The organism is Methylobacillus methanolivorans, from assembly GCF_054588515.1.
Genome location: NZ_BAAILT010000002.1, coordinates 1,264,905 through 1,286,108 on the forward strand (window position 1 = coordinate 1,264,905; position 21,204 = coordinate 1,286,108).

The 21,204-nt window shown below is 49.5% G+C and carries 20 protein-coding genes; 13 read left to right on the forward strand and 7 right to left on the reverse strand.

Going from position 1 to position 21,204, the window contains the following annotated elements:
* Positions 1-38: 38 nt before the first annotated feature.
* Positions 39-1,199 (reverse strand): cupin domain-containing protein, encoded by a 1,161-nt coding sequence (locus LG202_RS07275; RefSeq protein WP_230347724.1) that lies wholly within the window; start codon positions 1,197-1,199, stop codon positions 39-41.
* 80 nt (positions 1,200-1,279) lie between these two features.
* Between LG202_RS07275 and LG202_RS07280 the strand changes: the two genes are divergently transcribed.
* Together LG202_RS07280 and LG202_RS07285 are read left to right on the forward strand one after the other, a co-directional pair.
* The gene (locus tag LG202_RS07280; protein WP_230347725.1) at positions 1,280-1,741 is read left to right on the forward strand and encodes a peroxiredoxin; all 462 of its coding nucleotides are present in this window, start codon (positions 1,280-1,282) and stop codon (positions 1,739-1,741) included.
* A 14-nt stretch (positions 1,742-1,755) separates the two neighbouring features.
* Positions 1,756-2,235: an FKBP-type peptidyl-prolyl cis-trans isomerase gene (locus tag LG202_RS07285; RefSeq protein WP_230347726.1), complete on the forward strand. Its 480-nt coding sequence runs from the start codon at positions 1,756-1,758 to the stop codon at positions 2,233-2,235.
* Positions 2,236-2,346: 111 nt separating this feature from the next.
* Here LG202_RS07285 and LG202_RS07290 read toward each other — a convergent pair whose 3' ends face one another.
* The 3 genes from LG202_RS07290 to LG202_RS07300 all read right to left on the reverse strand — a co-directional run bounded on the left by LG202_RS07290 (position 2,347) and on the right by LG202_RS07300 (position 7,590).
* On the reverse strand, positions 2,347-2,595 hold the full coding sequence (locus tag LG202_RS07290; protein ID WP_230347727.1) for a hypothetical protein: 249 nt from the start codon (positions 2,593-2,595) through the stop codon (positions 2,347-2,349).
* A 108-nt stretch (positions 2,596-2,703) separates the two neighbouring features.
* A complete protein-coding gene (gene mutS / locus LG202_RS07295; RefSeq protein ID WP_230348070.1) occupies positions 2,704-5,229 on the reverse strand; it encodes a DNA mismatch repair protein MutS in 2,526 nt (841 codons plus the stop codon).
* Positions 5,230-5,430: 201 nt separating this feature from the next.
* On the reverse strand, positions 5,431-7,590 hold the full coding sequence (locus tag LG202_RS07300) for a TonB-dependent receptor domain-containing protein (protein ID WP_230347728.1): 2,160 nt from the start codon (positions 7,588-7,590) through the stop codon (positions 5,431-5,433).
* Positions 7,591-7,917: 327 nt separating this feature from the next.
* On the opposite strand from LG202_RS07300, the gene LG202_RS07305 reads away from it, so the two are divergent.
* Together LG202_RS07305 and LG202_RS07310 are read left to right on the forward strand one after the other, a co-directional pair.
* Entirely contained in the window at positions 7,918-9,255 is a 1,338-nt protein-coding gene (locus LG202_RS07305) for a histidine kinase (protein ID WP_230347729.1), read from the forward strand.
* A gap of 5 nt (positions 9,256-9,260) precedes the next feature.
* Positions 9,261-9,899, forward strand: a complete 639-nt coding sequence (locus LG202_RS07310) for a response regulator (protein ID WP_230347730.1) — start codon at positions 9,261-9,263, stop codon at positions 9,897-9,899.
* A gap of 220 nt (positions 9,900-10,119) precedes the next feature.
* Here the strand turns inward: LG202_RS07310 and LG202_RS07315 are convergent, their stop codons facing one another.
* The 3 genes from LG202_RS07315 to LG202_RS07325 all read right to left on the reverse strand — a co-directional run bounded on the left by LG202_RS07315 (position 10,120) and on the right by LG202_RS07325 (position 13,234).
* Entirely contained in the window at positions 10,120-10,761 is a 642-nt protein-coding gene (locus LG202_RS07315) for a response regulator (protein ID WP_230347731.1), read from the reverse strand.
* Complete coding sequence (locus tag LG202_RS07320) at positions 10,758-12,116, reverse strand: ATP-binding protein (RefSeq protein WP_230347732.1); 1,359 nt, start codon at positions 12,114-12,116, stop codon at positions 10,758-10,760. The genes LG202_RS07315 and LG202_RS07320 overlap by 4 nt, the downstream gene beginning before the upstream one ends.
* Positions 12,117-12,427: 311 nt before the next feature.
* Positions 12,428-13,234, reverse strand: coding sequence for an inositol monophosphatase family protein (locus tag LG202_RS07325; RefSeq protein ID WP_230347733.1), 807 nt, complete (start codon positions 13,232-13,234; stop codon positions 12,428-12,430).
* Between the two features lie 118 nt (positions 13,235-13,352).
* Here LG202_RS07325 and LG202_RS07330 point away from each other — a divergent pair, with 118 nt between their 5' ends.
* The 9 genes from LG202_RS07330 to hscA all read left to right on the forward strand — a co-directional run bounded on the left by LG202_RS07330 (position 13,353) and on the right by hscA (position 21,201).
* Positions 13,353-14,105, forward strand: a complete 753-nt coding sequence (locus tag LG202_RS07330) for an RNA methyltransferase (protein ID WP_230347734.1) — start codon at positions 13,353-13,355, stop codon at positions 14,103-14,105.
* Positions 14,106-14,145: 40 nt separating this feature from the next.
* Positions 14,146-14,898 carry a serine O-acetyltransferase gene (gene cysE / locus LG202_RS07335; protein ID WP_230347735.1) on the forward strand — a complete coding sequence of 251 codons (753 nt, stop codon included), beginning with the start codon at positions 14,146-14,148 and terminating at the stop codon, positions 14,896-14,898.
* A gap of 100 nt (positions 14,899-14,998) precedes the next feature.
* Complete coding sequence (gene iscR, locus LG202_RS07340; RefSeq protein ID WP_230347736.1) at positions 14,999-15,469, forward strand: Fe-S cluster assembly transcriptional regulator IscR; 471 nt, start codon at positions 14,999-15,001, stop codon at positions 15,467-15,469.
* Positions 15,470-15,484: 15 nt separating this feature from the next.
* Positions 15,485-16,633: a cysteine desulfurase family protein gene (locus LG202_RS07345; protein ID WP_230347737.1), complete on the forward strand. Its 1,149-nt coding sequence runs from the start codon at positions 15,485-15,487 to the stop codon at positions 16,631-16,633.
* Positions 16,634-16,643: 10 nt separating this feature from the next.
* A complete protein-coding gene (locus LG202_RS07350) occupies positions 16,644-17,861 on the forward strand; it encodes an IscS subfamily cysteine desulfurase (RefSeq protein ID WP_230347738.1) in 1,218 nt (405 codons plus the stop codon).
* 122 nt (positions 17,862-17,983) lie between these two features.
* Positions 17,984-18,385: a Fe-S cluster assembly scaffold IscU gene (gene iscU, locus LG202_RS07355; protein ID WP_230347739.1), complete on the forward strand. Its 402-nt coding sequence runs from the start codon at positions 17,984-17,986 to the stop codon at positions 18,383-18,385.
* A gap of 14 nt (positions 18,386-18,399) precedes the next feature.
* Positions 18,400-18,723, forward strand: coding sequence for an iron-sulfur cluster assembly protein IscA (gene iscA / locus LG202_RS07360; RefSeq protein ID WP_230347740.1), 324 nt, complete (start codon positions 18,400-18,402; stop codon positions 18,721-18,723).
* 66 nt (positions 18,724-18,789) lie between these two features.
* Positions 18,790-19,323, forward strand: coding sequence for a Fe-S protein assembly co-chaperone HscB (gene hscB / locus LG202_RS07365; protein WP_230347741.1), 534 nt, complete (start codon positions 18,790-18,792; stop codon positions 19,321-19,323).
* Positions 19,324-19,332: 9 nt separating this feature from the next.
* The gene (gene hscA, locus LG202_RS07370) at positions 19,333-21,201 is read left to right on the forward strand and encodes a Fe-S protein assembly chaperone HscA (RefSeq protein ID WP_230347742.1); all 1,869 of its coding nucleotides are present in this window, start codon (positions 19,333-19,335) and stop codon (positions 21,199-21,201) included.
* Positions 21,202-21,204: the final 3 nt, after the last annotated feature.

Below are 21,204 nucleotides of genomic sequence, written 5' to 3' on the forward strand. Positions count from 1 at the left end.
ATATAAATCCATACTATTCATGCTTGATCAATAGCACATCATTCCATGAGCTGTAGATAACCCGCCAAATACCAGTTATATAATTGCTGCACCAGTGCCTGATCCTTTAGTACGTCAGCATCAATACAGCTAGCTTCAAGCAGGCGATGATCTGCCAATGCCATCAATATATCTTGATGCTGTGCACAGGCAGGCAACTGTTCACCATTCATGAAAAACTTACCCTCATGGAACAACATCTGGCTTTTTCCAGACAAGGCAATGCCATGTTGAGCCAACTGTTGTACAAAGCGCTTGAGGCTCAATGCCTCATTCTCATCAAACACAATATGTGGCTTAGGCTCAGAAAGATAACGTCCAAGAAAACTTGACACGTCTTCAGGCTGCCAGCGAATCTGGTCTAGCATGTCACTAACCTTGCCCAGCATCTGCGTACCAATCTCTGCCGGATGAGTTTGCAATTGCAACTCTGGGTCTGCATACATACCCGACACCTGCAGTTTATCTTGCAGGTAATTGAGGAACTCACTCGCAAGCTCATGTGCCGATGGCGCACGAAAACCGATGGAATAGGTCATGGCATTGCCCACCGCAATCCCCCAGTGGGCCACGTGCGGCGGTAGGTAAAGCATATCTCCCGGCTCAAGTACCCACTCCTGCTCAGTCTCAAAATTTTTCAGGATACGCAATGGCGCATCGTCTACCAGGGTCAAGTCTTCTTGCTCGCTGATACGCCACAGGCGCTTGCCCTCACCTTGCAGCAGAAAAACGTCGTAAGAATCAAAATGTGGGCCTACTCCACCCTGATCAGGCGCAAAACTTACCATCAGGTCATCAAGCCTTGCATAAGGCACAAACGCAAACTGCTGCAACAAATCCATCGCCTCCGGCAGATGATGGTTGACCCCTTGCACCAGCAACGTCCAGTCGTGCTCCGGCAGTTTGGCAAAGCGTCTTTCATCTAATGGCCCGTTTTCCACCTGCCATTTTCCTCGCTTGAACGACACCAGGCGAGACTGCACATCCTCTTCACAAGCCAACCCAGCAAGCTCGTCTGGACTCAGCAAGCCATTAAATCCAGGAATCGCCTGACGAATCAGCAAAGGTTTTTTTTGCCAGTACTCAGCGAGAAATTGCTCTGCACTGATCCCACCCAATAGGGTCAAAGGTGCTGGATTTGATAATGATTGTTTTTTCATGCTCGCATCATAGCGCATTGCTTACGCTGATAAGAAATTAGGTTAGAATCTTTCCCATCGCCATCATTGCAAAGCCAGCCATGCTGCAGCCCAATACGCCAGCCCCTGACTTTTCCCTGCTTGATGCTGATATTGAAACCATCAGCCTTTCTGCATTGCGTGGTCATCACGTGGTGCTCTACTTTTACCCCAAGGACAACACGCCGAGCTGCACCTTGCAAGCCATCGAGTTTAGCGACCTGGAGGATGAATTCAAGCGACATGGCGCAGTCGTGCTTGGCATCAGTCGAGATGACTGCATGAGCCATGCCAACTTTAGAGACAAACACGGTCTGGCAGTACAGCTGCTTTCCGATGAGGATGGGGAAGTCTGCAATCAATACGGCGTTTGGCAGGAAAAAGAAAAAGACGGCATCAAAAAAATGGGTATAGTCCGTTCAACATTTGTCATTGACCGGACTGGAGTGGTACGCTTGGCACAATATGGCGTGGAAGCTAAAAATCACGCTACAGAAGTACTCAAATTTATCAAATCACTTTAAAAGAAGGATCTTTCATGCAGATCGCCATGAACACTGTTGTCACCATCACCTACGAACTGCGCGATAGCGATGGAAATATTCTGGAATCCAGCAAGGATCCAGTCAGCTATCTGCATGGCGGATATGACAATATTTTCCCACGCGTGGAAGAAGAATTGCATGGCAAGGCAGTAGGTGACTCCATCGAGTTGACTCTGGAGCCAGCCGATGCATTTGGTGACTATGATGAAGAGCTGGTACAAATAGAACCAGTCTCTGCCTTCCCAACGGAAGAACTGAAGGTCGGTATGCAGTTTGAAGGTGAAGATGAAACCGGCGATATCGTACTGTACACCGTGACCAACATTGAAGATGGCAAGGTCATTGTCGATGGTAACCACCCCTGGGCTGGCGAGCGTGTGTTATTCAAGGCTTCTGTCACTGCCGTGCGTGAAGCAGGCAAGGAAGAAGTCGAGCATGGTCATGTGCATGGCGCAGGTGGCCACCACCACTAAAAAATCTCAAGGTTGGTTCTAACTTGTGGTTAGAACCAACGCAAATAAAAAGGCAGCCATATGGCTGCCTTTTTCATATTCAGGGCGGCATTTAAAACCGCTTAACTCATATTATGCGCAGGAAACCCTACGAACTGCCTTCTTGGCACGCGCTTGCTTACGCTTGGCCAAGCGCTCATTGATACGCGACTGCCTCATGGACAATGCCCAGCTATAGCTGGTCCAACCAATTGCTACAGCCAGAGAAACGCCACCAGCGATCATTGCACCCAGCTTTTCACCGGCAAACCAGCCGATCACAGCCACGAATGATGCAAATACCACGGGAATAACTATCTTGATGAAATACTCGACTACCATATCTTCCTTTTGGGATCCTTTAATGAAAAAACCGCAGCCCCGGTAAGGACTACGGTTTATATTCTGGCAGGGAGTTGTTTCAAAAATATGTCTAATTATTTCCGATATTTATATTAATTTTTTCAATTTGTACAAAATATCCAGCGCTTGCCTTGGTGTTAATTCATCCGGCTCAATCTGGTCCAGCTCTGATACCGCAGGATGCAACTCCGGCTCGGGCGCATTTTCCACTGCAACAAACATGTCTCCCTGCCCTGCCGTTGACTGCTGTAACACCTGGCTTTGCTCCAATTGCATCAGTTTGCGCTTGGCGGCGTTCACCACCGCTCGCGGAATCCCCGCCAGCTGCGCAACTTGCAACCCATAACTCTGGCTTGCTGGGCCATCCTCTACATTATGCAAGAACACGATACCACTACCATGCTCAACAGCATCCAAATGCACATTGGCAGCATGCTTGAATTCCTCACTGATCCTGGTCAGCTCAAAGTAATGCGTGGCAAACAGGGTATAGCTACGGTTTTTTTCCAATAGCTGTTTGGCTACCGCCCATGCCAGGGACAAACCATCAAAGGTAGACGTACCACGCCCGATTTCATCTAGTAACACCAGGCTTTGTTCAGTAGCGTTGTGCAGGATATTGGCAGTCTCGGTCATTTCCACCATGAATGTGGATCGTCCGCCAGCCAGATCATCCGATGCGCCAATACGAGTAAATATACGATCTATTGGGCCAATCTTGGCTACTTTGGCCGGTACAAAACAGCCGCAGTGCGCAAGCAGAACAATCAATGCCGTTTGCCGCATATAGGTCGATTTACCACCCATATTAGGCCCAGTAATCAGTAACAACTGGCGGAACGGTGACAACACGACACTATTGGCGATAAAAGGCTGCGTCAATTGCTCGACCACCGGATGGCGGCCATCCACAATGGTAAGCCCGGCTTCGTCACTAAACTCCGGGGCAACGTACTTCAACACGTCAGCACGCTCGGCAAACGCTGCCAATACATCCAGTTGGGCCACCGCCTCCGCGTTACGTTGCCATGTAGCCAATGCGGGTTGCAATTGTTCAAGCAATGCATCAAACAAGGCTTTTTCACGCGCCAACGCACGATCATTGGCAGACAGCACTTTATCCTCGAACGTCTTCAGTTCGGGAGTAATGTACCGCTCGACATTCTTCAAGGTCTGCCGACGACGATACTCAGCAGGTACCTTTTCAGCCTGCGCCCGGCTGATCTCAATATAGAAACCATGCACACTGTTGTATTCCACCTTGAGATTGCTGATACCACTACGCTCGCGCTCCAGTGCCTCAAACTTGAGCAAGAATTCGCCGCAATTGTTCTGGATACCTCGTAGCTCATCCAGCTCTGCATCGAAACCATCAGCAATCACGCCTCCTTCGCGTAACACTGCCGCAGGCTCATCCTTCACCGCCGCGAGCAAAAGCTCCAGGGAGTCTTGTGCTACATCAAGCTGCTGCGATAGCGCATGTAATAGTCCGCTATCCGCCACTTGCAATGATTGCTGCAACAATGGCAGTTGGCGCAAACTATCACGCAAGCCTGATAAATCGCGTGGACGAGCCGTCTTCAAGGCAACGCGCGTGCTCATACGCTCAATGTCCCCGATATTGCGCAACAATGGGCGCAATACATCGTATTGCACATGCAAACTGGTCACGGCCTGCAAGCGCGCCTGAATGTCAGGTTGGTGCTGCAAAGGATGATGCAACCAATGGCGCAACAAGCGCGCGCCCATGGCTGTCACCGTGGTATTTAGCAAAGAATATAAAGTAGGGACAGACTCTCCGCGCAAGGTCTGGTCAATTTCCAGGTTACGACGCGTTGCTGCATCCAGCTGGATGAATTGGCTACCCTGTTCTACGGTGAGCCCCTGGATATGTGGCAAGCTGGTGCGCTGCGTATGCTTGACGTAATCCAGCAAAGCTCCAGCCGCCATAATGGCTGCTTGCATACCTGCACAACCAAAGCCATCCAAGTCGTAAGTATCAAACTGCTTGGTCAGGGTTTGTAATGATGAGTCCAGATCAAACTGCCAAGGTGCTAACCGTTTTTTTGAGCACTTGACCGGTGCCAGTGCAGCATGGGAAAAATCATCCGGATAAAGAATTTCAGCGGGGCTAATACGCTCTAATTCCTGTGCCAATACTCCCGAGGCTATCTCACTCAAAACAAAGCGCCCCGAAGCAAGATTGATACGTGCTAACCCTAGCACACCGTCCCCCTGAGCAATCGCCAGCAGCAGGTTATCCCGTGTATCATCCAGCAAAGCTGCATCTGTGAGCGTGCCAGGCGTCAGGATACGCGTCACCTGCCGCTCTACCGGCCCCTTGCTCTTGGCCGGGTCACCCACCTGCTCACAAATAGCGACCGCCTCACCCAGCTTAGCAAGCTTAGCCAGATACTGCTCGGCAGCATGATAAGGCACCCCTGCCATGCGTATAGGCTCCCCATTCGAGCTACCACGCTTAGTCAGCGTAATGCCCAGCAAACGTGCAGCTTTCTCAGCATCATCATGGAATAACTCATAAAAATCCCCCATGCGGTAAAACACCAGCATATCGGGATATTGCGCCTTGATACCAAGATACTGGCGCATCATTGGGGTATGTTGTTCTGAGGAATTATCTGTATGACTCAAACTGATCGCCTATTCTCACATGCCGGCCAATCGCGGCACTTCACCACAAACCGTGATTATAACGCTGCCTTCACCATGCCCACCACGCAAAAAAAACGCCCCGATAACGGGGCGTAAACACAACTACTCCAGCAAAAAGCCAGAGGAAGGATTTGTTACGCCTTAAAAATCATAGCGGATACCACCAAACACCTGACGATCACGCCCAACAAACTTTCCATCTATTCGGCTTACCAGATAATCTTTATCAGCCAAGTTGTATGCACTAACAAAGAATGTAGCCTTGCTACCGACTGGTCGATAGTTAGCAGACGCATTTAATACTGTATAAGAAGGAATAATACCTTGTGTACCGGCGGCATTTTCAATACGAGTATTGGCATTATCAACATATTGCTTGCTGACATAATCAATCCCAATACGCGCATCAATACCTACAGGATGAGAATAACCGAAAGATACAGACGCCATATCCCTTGGCGCATATGGAAGGCGATTACCCTTTTCAATGCTATCTGTCGGATTATCGCTTCTAAACTTCGCGGTAAACAGACTTGTATAATTAGCCATTGCATAAAAATTATGTGGTGTATTGTAAATAGTTCCTAAATCTATACGTCCAGCAAACTCAATCCCGGTATGTTGTGCTTTGCCAGCATTACGGAATTGCCCATTCACGGGTCCAACCACCATATTGTCAAAGTCAATATTGAATAAAGTACTTTCAAAAGTAATACCCTTGAAGTAATGACTTCTGACGCCAATTTCCGTATTAGTGCTTTTCTCGGGACCTGCTCCTAATGCGCGAGTAGGATCAAGGTCGCGGTCTGGCCTAGGAGGTGAAAATCCGCGATGAATACCAGCAAATATTGTAGTATTTGCTATTCCATTCCAAGCTAAACCGATACCTGGTAAATAAGTGGTGTCAGATGTGGAGTCACTTATTCCTGATGGATTAAAACCAACAGTATTAAGCTTATTACGCTGTTCAAGCCTCTCTACTCGAAGCCCTGGAGTAACAGCAAAATCTCCAAGATATACAGTATTTTGTCCGTACCAAGATAATGCCTTGATGTCGATATCGCTATCATCACGCAATAAAGACCCAGGATCATTTTCACGAGCTCTTGGAGTTATGCCGTTGTAACGCTTTCTATTGATCTCTTCAACGTGATAACGAAATCCAATTACAGCATCACTTTCTAAACCAAATAAGCTATGACTAAAATCTAATCTTGGCTCAATGCCATAATAGGTATAAGTTCTAGGGCGCATTTTATTACCACATAAAGATGCAGCACCCTCATAATTTGTACGTTGTGCACCTGTACAGCCTGTAGCAGGATTAGCTGTCATTTGATCTGTAGAGTCATCAGTCTGACGATAAGAGGCTCTCTCAGAGTCTACGTAGTACATCTGAGTTCTTAACTTAGCCTTTTCGCTAATATCCAACTCATGTATGAACTGCAAACTCTTTCGTGTATGTTCAAATTGATTATTACGACCAAAAGCATTGCCACGTGGATCGGCTGCATAACGTGCAGTGTCTAATCCTGCTTCAGTAATAATTGAATTTTCTTCATACCATCCCATCTTAGTGATAATACGCTGAGAATCACTAAGATTTAATTGTCCTTTGACGGTCAACTCATTAATCTCAAAGTCATGCCCTTTGCGGATGCCGTCACCGCTTTTATTAACGGCATCAATCATAATGCCACCCCAGTCTCCGCCAGTACCAATATTGACGTGACCACCTTTGAAATTATTGTTACCACCCATGACAGTTACACTTGCCTGAAATTCCTTGGGAACAGGTTTTGTAACAAAGTTAATCATGCCGCCAACTGTTTGAGGTCCATACAAGATTTGACCAGAACCTTTGACGACTTCTACGCGTTGCACACGATCCAGTGGGGTTGAATAATGGGCAGAAGGATCACCATATGGTGCCAAAAACAATGGCATACCATCTTCCATTAAAAGCGTACGCTGTGTACGGCGGGGATTTAGTCCACGGACACCAATATTCAAATTTAAACCAAAAGCTGTCTCATCAACGATATGTACACCAGGAACAGACCGTAACGCCTCAATTACTGTAAATGGGCGACGCTCCTCAAGAGTTACCTCATCTATCACATTGAAAGAACCTGGCATAGCCTCCAGGCGGTCCGGCAAAATACTGGTGACTTTAACCTTGTCTGCAACAATGCTCTCCTTACTATCCCCTGAAGCATCCTGTTGACTTGCCTGCTCAGCTGCAAATGCTGGCATGGTCAGAATCAAGGCTGCCATCCCCATCATTGGTTTTTTAATCACTTTTGAATTCCCTCTCAAAATCATTGAACGCTGGATAAAACGATGTTTCCCAGCACTTCTCCATAAATATCACCGGTATTATTTAATTGTAAAAATTTGTAACCGAAGATAGGGTGAGAGTTTCCAAGGATTGGTTCAATCCAAGAAGAGGAATTAATCACAAATAATATTGGGAATAAATCCCGAATATGTGTTGAAAATATTTCAATGTAAATAAAAATTAATCACCCACAAACTCAGGAAAAACTCACAAATCCAGGCCTAGCAAGCGATTTCAGGAAAAAATCACTTCCAAGCAATGAATGATGTCTTCACAATATCGTGATAATGAGCACCATTCCATACCGCCCCAACCTGAGCACATTCTGGACACGCATTTCTCAGTCTGCCCGTGATTTCATTGTTGCCATGATGATCATCCTGAGTGTCTTTCTCCTCTCGGCAAAACTGGATCTCTCAGAAAAATTCATTGCCTGGGCACTGGCTCACGAGTCCTTGCAATTGGATGAATTCCCCCTCGTCCTCTTCACTGCAGCATTTGTCGCTATTTGGTTCTCACGTCGGCGTATGCGCGAAGTCATGGCTGAAATCAATCGTAGGGAAGAAGCTGAACATGCTTCGCAGGAAAGCCAACGTATGTTCAAGACGTTGTTTGATCAAAGTTTATGCGGCAATTTCATTGCAGACACAAATGGCAACATTCTGTTCTGCAACCAAGCGTTTAGCACGATGTCTGGCAACAGCGAATCCACCCTGAACTTAAGAAAAGCGATTGGCAAACACTGGGATGAGCTTTGCAAGAAATTACATTCCGTAGAAAAAGTAGATATTGCAGAGCTCACTGTCGCCCGGCCAGATCATGCCCCATGGATTGTCATGGCAAGGCTGACACGCGCTTTGGATAACCCACAATTGCCCGAGAAAAATATCTATGGATTTTTTTCAGACATTACTGAACAACACCTCGCTGAGCGTGAGCTAGCAGTTTTATTGAAAGAAAATCAGGCCCTGGCACGCCATGCCATGGAAGTTCAAGAAGAAGAACGCCGTAATATCGCGCGGGAAATTCATGATGAAATGGGCCAATACCTCACAGCAATTCGCCTGGAATTAGCCAGCCTTCCCAAGGACAAACCATATCCCCTGGGAGAATTTTCTACTCGTATCCATTCACATGTAGAACATATTCAACTAGCAGTGCGTGGATTAATTCATCGCCTGCGCCCTACTGCGCTGGATGCGCATGGGCTTGTAGAAGCCATCGAACAACTGGTCAGCGAATGGCAAAAACAGCAACCTGGCATTGATTGCCAACTATCATTGGATAAAAGCTGCTTAAGCCTGCCAGAAAAAACCAGCATCGTAGCTTATCGCATTGTGCAAGAATCTTTGACCAATATTGCACGCCACGCCCAAGCCAGCCACATCTCTATCAAGCTGATGCGCACCCGCGGGATTCTCTCCGACACAGTCACAATAGAAGTACGTGATGACGGCGTTGGCTTCAACCCTCACTCTCCCAGGGCTGGCTTTGGCCTCTCAGGCATGCGCGAACGTGTTGAAGCCGAAGGCGGCGTGTTTAACGTGCACAGCAAGGTGAAAGGTGTCGTTATTTCGGCCACTCTCCCTTTTAGTACCGCCTCCAAGGCAATTCAAGAAAGTTAATAGATATGGCTCAAAAGATACTGTTGGCAGATGACCATGCAGTAGTACGTAGCGGTTTACGCACCTTATTGGAAAACGCCGGCTATCAAGTGACCGCCGAAGCAGAAAATGGCGAACGTGCCTGCACGCTATGGCAGGAACATCATCCGGACTTAGGCATTCTTGATCTGGACATGCCTGGCATTGGCGGACTGGAAACCCTGCATCGCATTATTGCGAGAGATGCGAATGCACGCCTCATTATTTTCAGCATGCATAACGACAACATCTATGCTGCCCGTGCCATGCAAGCAGGTGCCAAGGGTTATGTCGTGAAAACTGATGCGCCGGAAGTGCTGCTGGAAGCGGTAAAGCAAGTGCTACGAGGCGGGCGCTACATTGGACACGAATTGGCACAGCACCTCGCCATGGATCGCTTCACTCCTACCGAAAACCCATTGGAAAAACTCTCCCCTCGAGAGTTTGAGGTATTCCGCCGCATCGCTGAAGGCGTTTCATTGAGTGGTATCGCTGAACAATTGCATATCGGCTACAAAACTGCCGCCAACATTCAGACCCAAGTGCGCCAGAAACTCAACGTGCAGACTACAGGGCAATTGGTGCACATGGCGATACGCTTCGGCATTACTCAACAGCGCGAATAATTTGCCGACAAAAAAAAACCAGGTTTCATCCTGGTTTTGGTAAATCCTTAGTATGGAGTGAACAACAGGCTTGATGGCAGAACATCTTACGAAAAACCCAAGCTGTTAAGTCACATCGTATGCTTAAGCTAATCAATCAGCTATTGCATTAATTCCCCAAAAATATTGGGAATTACTCCCGAAAATCACATCCAGTCATTCATGCCACACTAGCGCCACATTATCCTTCAATCACGCCATGCTTGATTGCCAAGCGCACCAGTTCGATAGGACTGGTAATACCCAACTTCTGTTTCAGCAATGTCTGGTAATTGGCCACGGTTTTCTGACTGATTTTCAGAATAGTGGAAATCTCTTCGATCCCCTTACCTGCCGCCAGTAAGCGAAACACTTCAAACTCACGTGCAGACAATAATCGCGTCGGATCGTCACTACCAGAAAGCGTCTGCAGGGCAATCTGCTGTGCAATACCAGGGCTGAGATATCCCTTGCCCAGAGCAACTTCACGTACCGCCTGAACCAAGTCATCTGCCGCACCCGATTTGGCGACATATGCCCTAGCGCCGGCCCCCAATGCCTGTGATGCAAATGCTGCATTTTCATGCATGGAGAATATAATCACGCGCGCCTGAGGGTAACGCGCAATAATTCTCCGCAAGGCTTCAAGCCCACCCATGCCGGGCATGGACATGTCCATCACGACCACATCGGGCAAATGTTCGCCATAAGATTGGTAAGCCTGCTCCCCGCTGTCGGCCTCGGCAATGACCTCAACCCCATCATTCTGTTCAAGAAGGCGCCGCAAACCAGAGCGGACGACCTCATGATCATCCACCAACATGACGCGAATATTCACACTCATTGCTTTTCCCCTACTGATTCTTGTAATGGCAGCTCAACATTGATACGCGCGCCAGCAGCTAACGCACTTTCTAGTGAGAAATACCCTCCCAGGCCTTCTACACGCTCCCTCATACCAGCCAAACCAAAGCCGGATGGTAATTCTGCAGTATTAAATCCTCGCCCATTGTCCTCAACATCAATCCTCACCATATCCCCCTCAATCCCGATACGTATGTCTACCTGGCTAGCATGGGCATGTCGGGTAACATTGGTCAGACATTCCTGCACGATACGATAAATCGCAATCGCCGTGGTTTCATCCTCAACATCATCCAGTCGCTCCGGAATATCAAGATTGACAGTCACTTGCTGGTTGCGTTGCTTCCAGGTATTGACGAGATCAGTCACGGCAGTGCTAAGGCCAAACGCATCCAGACCCGAGGGGCGTAGCCTCTGCAACATATCGTGCACGATGTCCATCATTTGCCTGGCTACGACACTGATCGCTTTTGCGCTCTCCTTGGCCCCATCTATATTCTTGGCATTAAGGATGGCAGAAGCATCTACATGTACCGCCGTCAGGTATTGTCCGATTTCGTCATGTAGGTCGCGTGCGAGATTTTTACGCTCATCTTCTTGCAGACGAATCATCTGCTGGGTAAGCCGATGGTTATTATGTATGCTTTTTTCCAGGGTTTCGGCCATAGCATTGAATTTACGACTAATCCCGGCCAACTCTGGCAATTCAAACTCTGGCAACCTGGCTTGCAAGTTGCCACGCTCCAGCTCGTTCAATGCAGTCATCACGCTATCCACTGGCCGCATTGCTCGACCAACAGCCCAATACACCAAGGCATTGACCGCCACAAAAAAGATCGCGACCAACAACAGCAGCCCCATGATATCGCCGAGCACTTCCTGAATTTCATAGCTGGGGTCAGGCGTCACGACCAGCTCGCCTATCATGCGGCCATTTGCAAATATCTTGCGACGGATTTCAGGCATAGCAGGCGAAATAAATCCCATCGCCCGTACTAACCAAGAAGTTGGTTCTTGCTTATCGCCTTCAATATTGCTATCTCTTAACCGTCCATTTGCATCAAAAAACTCAATGCGTAAATGACGGACATTGCCCAGGCTGTGCAAGCGGAACATCGAGTTGGAATTTTGACCGTTGGTTTCCCGCAACCAACCAAAATCAGAGGTGTAATGCAGTATTTCTGCATCCAGTAAGTGCATGGCCAGCGTTGCAGTGGATTGCACCTCCGCACGCACATCATCCCGTGCGTTGTGGATCATCATCACTGCTGCTAGTAACAATACTGTTGCCAGCAACAAGGTAATGATCAAGTTGAGACGTAATTTTAGGTTCATCGGCGAACGTGATAGATCAGGCAGTTGCGAGTGATTGCGCAATTTAAATCAGTTCTCCGAAAACAGAAACGGGAAAAAGTCCCGACACCTATCCATTCAGCACGAAATACAAATGAACATTTCCCCACTCCCAAGTGACACATTCCTACAGCAACGCAATGATCGACTGATTAGAATGCTCCACAGAAGTTAAGAGTTCACTCCATGTTCTTTGCAACTTCTCCATAGTGTAGTGCCAGCGTGAAAACTCACGCTGGCTTTTTTTATGGAAAATCAGATGAAAAAAGGGCAACATCTGCTGCCCTCAGTTGCTACTTCTTTTGGCTCTTCAACTCTTCAGTCAAATGTGGCGCCAGCACTTGCAACATTTGCGCAAATACCTTAGGGTTGGCGGCCACGATATTGCCACTCTCCAAGAAGCCTTCATTACCCTCAAAATCGCCTACCAAGCCACCAGCCTCATGCACCAGCAAGGAACCTGCAGCAATATCCCAGGTAGACAAGCCGATTTCCCAGAACCCATCAAACCAACCCGCAGCAACATAGGCCAAATCTAGCGCAGCGGAGCCGGGGCGACGCAAGCCGGCAGTTTTCTTCACCATATCCTTGAACATGCCGAGATAGGTCTCGAAATGCGTGAAATCACGGAACGGAAAACCAGTGCCAATCAAGGAATCTTGCAACTTGGGACGATTCGTCACGCGGATGCGCTTATTGTTGAGAAACGCACCACCACCACGAATCGCGGTAAACAGATCATTACGGCTAGGATCATAGATCACAGCACGTGTGATCAGGCCCCTTTGCCTGAGCGCAATCGAAACGGAATATTGCTGGAACCCATGCAGGAAGTTGGTTGTGCCATCTAGCGGATCAATGATCCAGACATTTTCAGCGTCTTCGTCCTGCTTGCCACTTTCCTCGCCAAAAAAACCATGGTCAGGATACGCATTTTTCAGCACATCAATGATGGCGGCTTCGGCGGCGTGGTCGATTTCACTGACGAAATCGTTATAGTCCTTGCTACGCACTGTCAAGGCACCCACATCCAACGAGCCACGATTGATAATATCGCCTGCACGGCGAGCGGCCTTGACCGCATTGTTCAACAAATGCATAGATTCTTTCCGTATTGATTTCCCGGCAAGCCGGGCTGGTTTTAAAGAACAGAGGCAACTTGTGCTTTCTTAAGCACACGCCCTAAACTGGTAAAATGCTATTTTAAGCTTTATTGCCATGACATCCAAACCCAACCTGCTACAACAAATACGTATCGTGCTCTGCCAGACTAGCCATCCCGGTAATATAGGCGCAGCAGCACGCGCCATGAAGACCATGGGACTATCCCAACTGGTGCTGGTAAACCCCAAAACATTCCCCCATGCAGAGGCCATTGCCATGGCATCAGGGGCAACAGACATTCTGGAGCGTGCCTTGGTATGCGACAGTCTGACAGAAGCACTACAAGGTACCACCCTTGCTATTGGCATGAGTGCCCGTCGGCGTGAACTCTCGCATGAGTTAGTCTCCGCACACGAAGGTGTACAGCGCGCAGTAGCCACAGCCCACCACACCCCTGTTGCCATCGTGTTTGGCACGGAAATGAGCGGACTTTCCAATGCCGAGCTTGATCACTGCCAACTACTGGCTATGATTCCGGCTAACCCTGAATACTCATCACTCAATCTCGCGGCAGCGGTACAGGTGATTAGCTATGAACTACGCATGGCCACACTGAACAACCCACAGCCATCAGGTACCGAACCAGCTCCCATGGCGACCAATGACGACGTTGAGCGCTTTTACACTCACCTGGAACAAGTATTGGTTGAAATTGGCTTTCTGAACCCAGCACAGCCCAAGCGCCTGATGCAGCGTCTACGCCGGATGTATGGGCGCGCAGGGTTGGAAAAAGAGGAAGTGAATATCCTGCGCGGCATACTTAGCGCCACACAGACACCACATCCGCCAGCACCGCCTTCTCCCTGAGACATAACGCCTGCATCGCATTTCAGAGTAAAATAGTAGGATGTTCAGCAAAATCAAAGAAGACATCAATGTCGTATTCGAGCGAGACCCTGCAGCTCGCACGCGCTGGGAAATCCTGACTACCTACCCTGGCGTTCATGCCCTGCTCATCCATCGCGTCTCGCACTGGCTTTGGCAGATGCGCTTTTATTGGCTGGCGCGATTTAGCTCATATATTGCACGCTGGCTGACCGGCATTGAAATCCACCCCGGCGCTGTGATTGGCAGGCGCGTTTTCATTGACCACGGCATGGGCGTCGTGATTGGGGAAACAGCCATCATCGGCGATGACTGCACGCTTTATCATGGTGTCACCCTGGGCGGTACTTCATGGAACAAGGGTAAACGCCACCCAACATTATCAAGTGGCGTTGTGATTGGCGCAGGCGCAAAGGTGCTCGGCCCGATCACTATAGGCGCAAAAGCCAAGATTGGCTCCAATGCCGTTGTTGTCAAGGATGTGCCGGACAATGCCACAGCCGTCGGCATTCCCGCCCGACTAATTGATCAGGAAGAACCTCGCCAGCAAGATGCTGTATCAGGCAAGATCAGCTTTGCAGCTTATGCGGTGAGTGACAATATGAATGACCCTTTAAACAAGGCGATTCACACCCTGATTGAACATATTGCTCTTCAAGATGCCCAGTTACAAACCGTCAAGGAGCAGCTAGCCAAGCTAGGCGCTGACATCGAAACAGATACAGAAGTGGGACAAGCTTTTGATGTGAACTCCATCAACAAAATAGTTGACTAAAGTGTTCAGGTATTCTAGAATTTTATCCTAGAAACTTGCCATGAAACAGTCGCCACAATCCAGTAGCGGCGCACCATTCGAACAACTTTAGGAACTGAACATGCGATTAACCACCAAAGGCCGTTTTGCAGTGACTGCGATGCTGGATCTGGCCCTCAATGAAGAGGAGAAGCCAGTCACGCTTGCTGGCATTAGCGAGCGCCAAGGCATTTCCCTTTCCTATCTTGAGCAACTTTTCAGCCGCCTGCGCCGTAATGGCCTGGTAAAAAGCGTCCGCGGCCCAGGCGGCGGTTATCGCCTAGCCAAGAATCATCACGACATTTCCGTCTCTGACATCATTACCGCAGTGGACGAGTTAATTGACGCGACTCAATGTGGTGGCAAAGAAAACTGCCATGAAGGCAAGCCCTGCATGACACATGACCTCTGGTCCAGCCTGAATGCCAAGATACTTGATTACCTCTCTGGCGTTGCCCTGGCAGATTTGGTGGCTTCTCAGCGCGAAGGCAAGGAAATCCGCTTCACTGTGCGCCGCGAAAACTCACGCTCACCAGTACAGGTTGCCGCCTAAATCGAGGCCATCGAAATGCGTCGCGCCACCTACTTTGACAACAATGGCACCAGCGCCCTACACCCAAACGTGTTACAGGCGATGCTACCCTATTTGTCAGAGCAGCAAGGCAATGCCACCAGCCGCCATATCTTTGGCCGCTCAGCACGCAATGCCATTGACCAAGCCAGGGAACAGGTTGCTGATGCAGTAGGAACACACCCCTCACAAGTGATTTTCACTAGCGGGGGCACCGAGGCTGACAATCTCGCTATCACTGGTGTAGCACAAGCACTGGAAAAAGGCCGGATTGCCATCAGCAGCCTAGAACACCCGGCGGTTTCAAGGCCAGCAGAAGCACTTAGGTGGCAAGGTTGGGCACTGGATCGAGTCGGCTGCAATCTACATGGACAAGTTGAAACAAGCGCTTTAGAGACCATATTGAAAAATAAGGTCGACATTGTGTCCATAATGTTGGCCAATAACGAAACTGGTGTAATCCAAGACATTGCTGCTCTGGGTGAAATTGCCCGCCAGCACAAAGCTTATATGCATACCGATGCAGTGCAGGCATTGGGTAAGATTGACGTAGATTTCAGTCACCTGAACGTCCATGCCATGAGTCTCTCATCGCACAAGATTAATGGCCCCCAAGGTGCAGGGGCATTGATTATGGATAAGCGGATCGATATTCAACCACTGCTGTATGGCGGCGGTCAGGAAAAAGGTTTGAGAAGCGGTAGCGAGAACATTGCCGCGATTGTGGGCTTTGGTGCTGCCTGTCAATTGGCAGCCAACGAGGCGAGAGATCGTCAAGGAAAATTGGCTGTATTACGTGAGCGTCTGGAACAAGGTCTGCATCATCTAGGTGCCGTCATTTTTGGTGCTGGTGCTGAACGTCTGCCCAACACCAGCTTCTTTGCCTTTGAGGGCATTGAAGGTGAAACGTTGGTGATGGCACTGGATAAGCAGGGTTTTGCAGTAGCCAGTGGCTCCGCATGCTCCAGCGATAACACCGAGCCTAGTCATGTGTTACTCGCCATGGGCATACACCCCGACATCGCACGTGGTGCGATTCGCGTGAGCTTTGGCAATAATAATGAATTACATGAAGTGGAGGCCTTCCTGCAAGCACTGGAAGGTGAACTCACAAGATTGAGAAAGTTAACTGCTATCGCAGTTTAGGAATCGCAAAATGACAGTACGTACGCCTATTTATCTGGATTATTCAGCCACTACCCCACTTGATCCACGGGTAGCGGAAAAGATGATCCCTTACTTGACCGAACATTTCGGCAACCCCGCTTCACGCAGTCACTCTTTTGGCTGGACAGCGGAAAAAGCCGTGGAAAATGCACGTGAAGAAGTAGCCAAGTTGGTAAATGCAGACCCGCGCGAGATTGTCTGGACCTCTGGCGCCACCGAGTCCAACAATCTGGCGATCAAAGGCGCAGCCAATTTTTACAGCCCCTCCAAGGGCAAACATATCGTTACCGTACAAACCGAGCACAAAGCCGTGATCGATACAGTGCGCGAACTGGAAAGACTGGGTTACGAAGCAACATATCTGGTCCCAGAAACCAATGGCCTCGTTGACCTAGAAAAATTCAAGGCTGCCTTGCGCCCAGATACTGTACTGGCATCCGTGATGCTGGTGAATAACGAGATTGGCGTTATTCAGGATATTGAAGCACTCGGTAACATTTGTCGCGAGCAAGGCGTAATTTTCCACGTTGATGCGGCACAGGCAACTGGCAAGGTGCATATAGACCTGCAAAAACTGCCTGTGGACTTGATGAGCTTCTCTGCCCACAAGACCTATGGCCCCAAGGGTATTGGCGCGCTGTATGTACGTCGCAAGCCTCGTATACGCATTGAGGCACAAATGCACGGCGGTGGCCATGAGCGCGGCATGCGTTCCGGCACGCTGGCTACACACCAGATCGTTGGTATGGGTGAAGCATTCCGTATTGCCCGTGAGGAAATGGATAGCGAAAACGTCCGTATCCGCATATTGCGTGACCGTCTGCTCAAGGGCTTGCAGGAGATTGATGAGGTGTACGTCAATGGCGATCTGGAACATCGCGTTGCTCACAACCTGAATATCAGCTTCAACTTCGTAGAAGGTGAGTCGCTGATCATGGCAGTCAAGGACATTGCGGTTTCCAGCGGTTCCGCCTGTACTTCGGCCAGCCTGGAACCTTCTTATGTCCTGCGGGCATTGGGACGTTCAGACGAATTAGCACATAGCTCCATCCGCTTCTCTATCGGGCGCTTCACCACAGAAGAAGATATTGATTACACCGTAGAGTTGATGAAGAGCAAGATTGGCAAATTGCGTGAACTCTCCCCGCTCTGGGAAATGCACTTGGATGGTGTAGACCTGAATACGGTCGAGTGGGCAGCGCATTAAATAAGCGCCTGGGTATATGGCCTGCCGATCAAAGCGGTATTAATACATGAGATACATGACCTGCCAATATCGTTGAGACACAGTATAACTCTCGGCATATTGGCACATTAAGGAGTAAAAAAATGGCTTATTCAGACAAAGTACTCGACCACTACGAGAACCCACGTAACGTTGGCTCTATGGACAAGAACGACCCTTCTGTCGGCACTGGCATGGTTGGCGCTCCAGCCTGCGGCGACGTAATGAAACTGCAAATCAAGGTCAACGACCAAGGTATTATTGAAGATGCCAAGTTCAAGACCTATGGTTGCGGTTCCGCGATTGCTTCCAGTTCGCTCGTGACTGAACTCATCAAGGGCAAATCCCTGGACCAGGCGATGGAAATCAAGAACTCCGATATTGCCGAAGAATTGGCACTGCCACCGGTCAAGATTCACTGCTCAGTGCTGGCTGAAGACGCCATTCGCGCAGCAGTGGCTGACCTCAAAGCCAAACAAGGCACCAAGGACGAACAGGCAGCGTAAAGGACGGAACTCACATGGCAATCTCGCTCACAGAAACTGCTGCCAAACGCGTGCAGAAATTCCTTGCCAACCGCGGCAAGGGTGTTGGCCTGCGCTTGGGCGTCAAAACCACTGGCTGTTCCGGCATGGCTTATACGCTAGAGTTTGTTGATGACATCCATGCTGAAGACGTAGTGTTCGACAGTCACGATGTCAAGGTGATCGTCGACCCCAAGAGTCTAGTCTACATTGACGGTACTGAGCTGGACTTTGCCAAGGAGGGCCTTAACGAGGGGTTCAAGTTCAACAATCCTAACGTCAAGGATGAATGTGGCTGCGGTGAAAGCTTTACGGTATAAGCCGCGCCCCTCAGCTTAAGGCAGTGTGTTAACTGCACTGCCCCATTCAGTTCAAACCCTTCCTTTATGTCTAATTTACAGCAGAATTATTTTGCATTGTTTGGCTTGCCAATCCAGTTCTCACTGGATATGACCCTGTTGGATCAGCGTTATCGCAAATTGCAAGCAGAAGTACACCCAGATCGCTTTGTTGCCGCGTCACCAAGCGAGCGCATGCAGTCTATGCAATGGGCGACCCAGGCGAATGAAGCCTATCACACGCTCAAGCACCCAACTTCTCGCGCACGCTACCTGTTGCAATTACAAGGCATAGATACGCAAGAAGAGAGCAATACCACCATGCCCGCCGACTTCCTCATGCTGCAAATGGAATGGCGCGAGACTGCAGAGGATGCATTTGATGAGGGCAATATCACAGTATTGGATCGCTTGCTCAAGGATATGCGCGCAGAAGCCATGACACTAGAAGATAGCCTGGCCAATCACCTTGACCAACAACATGCATGGCAAGAAGCCTCGGGCACTGTGCGCAAATTGAGTTTCATCGACAAGATTCGTAGTGATGTCGAACACAAGATCAGCAAACTGGAAGACGAATAACCGCACGCTATGGCTTTATTACAGATATCAGAACCCGGCATGAGCGCCGCCCCCCACCAGCATCGCCTGGCGGTGGGAATAGACCTGGGCACGACCAACTCATTGGTTGCAACCGTGCGTAGCGGCCTCAGCACTGTACTGCTAGATGAAACTGGGCATGCTCTGTTGCCCTCTGTCGTGCATTACACTGCTGACGGGCAGATTGAGGTTGGCTACCCTGCCCAATTGCAGCAAAGCCAGGATCCGCAAAACACCATTGTATCGGTCAAGCGCTTCCTGGGCCGTGGCTTGAACGATATTGGCGATACCAGCCACCTACCATACCGTTTCATTGAGACACCAGGCATGGTGCAAATCGACACTCGCGCTGGGATCAAGAGCCCGGTTGAAGTGTCTGCTGACATTCTGCAAGCCCTTAAGGCCCGTGCTGAACAAGCATTAGGTGGAGAATTAACCGGTGCCGTGATTACCGTCCCAGCCTATTTTGATGATGCACAACGTCAAGCCACCAAGGATGCCGCCCGGCTGGCTGGCATCAATGTGCTGCGCCTGCTGAATGAACCCACAGCCGCCGCTGTAGCTTACGGTTTGGATAACTCATCAGAAGGTATTTATGTCATTTATGACCTTGGTGGCGGCACATTCGATGTATCCATCCTGCGCCTGAGTAAAGGGGTCTTTGAAGTGCTATCCACCAATGGGGACTCTGCCCTTGGTGGTGACGACTTTGATCGTCGTATTTTCTGCTGGATACTGGAACAAGCTCGCCTGCAACCACTCACCCCTGCGGATACGCGCCTGCTTATGACCAAGGCCAGGGAAGCCAAGGAGTGGCTCACCGAGCACGCTAGCGCAAGTATCACTGCCGTACTCAGTGACGGTGAGATCGTTGACTTGAGCCTAAGCCAGACAGAATTTCACACACTTACCCAACAATTGCTGAACCGCACATTAACCCCGATACGCAAAGCGCTGCGTGATGCCTCACTTGACGTGAAGGAAGTCCAGGGTGTGGTGCTAGTCGGTGGCGCGACACGCATGCCGCAAGTACGCCATGCCGTCACCAGCTTTTTCGGCCAAGACCCATTGACCAACCTCGATCCTGATCAAGTGGTTGCCTTAGGAGCAGCCATCCAGGCTAATATCCTGGCGGGCAATCGTCATGATGATGATTTGCTGTTGCTGGATGTCATCCCGCTTTCACTAGGTCTAGAAACCATGGGCGGTTTGGTAGAGAAAGTCATTCCTCGCAACTCCACCTTGCCAGTCGCGCGCGCCCAGGACTTTACCACCTTCAAGGATGGTCAAACAGCGATGAGTATCCATGTCTTGCAAGGTGAGCGCGAGCTAGTGTCAGACTGCCGCTCTCTCGGGAGATTTGAACTACGCGGCATTCCACCCATGGCGGCAGGTGCTGCACGCATTCGCGTCACCTTCCAAGTGGATGCCGATGGACTACTTTCCGTATCGGCACAAGAGCAAACCAGTGGCGCTCATGCCAATATCGTTGTCAAACCTTCCTATGGCTTAAGCGAAGACCAAATCACCAATATGCTACAAGCATCTTTTAGCTCGGCTGAAACGGACAAGCAAGCACGCGCCCTACAAGAAGCCAGAGTGGATGCCGCCCGGCTACTAGAGGCGATTGAAGCTGCATTGCGCCAAGATGGTGATGCACTGTTAAGCGAAGCCGAAATAACCGACATCAACCGTCAGATGGAAAGTTTGCGTCACTTGGCACAACAAGAGGATAGCGCTGCGATCACCCAGGCCGTGAACAACCTCAATCATGCGACAGAAAGCTTTGCAGCACGCCGTATGGACGCTTCGGTAAGGCAGGCACTTGCCGGGCAATCATTGAATACTCTGGAACTCTAGGCA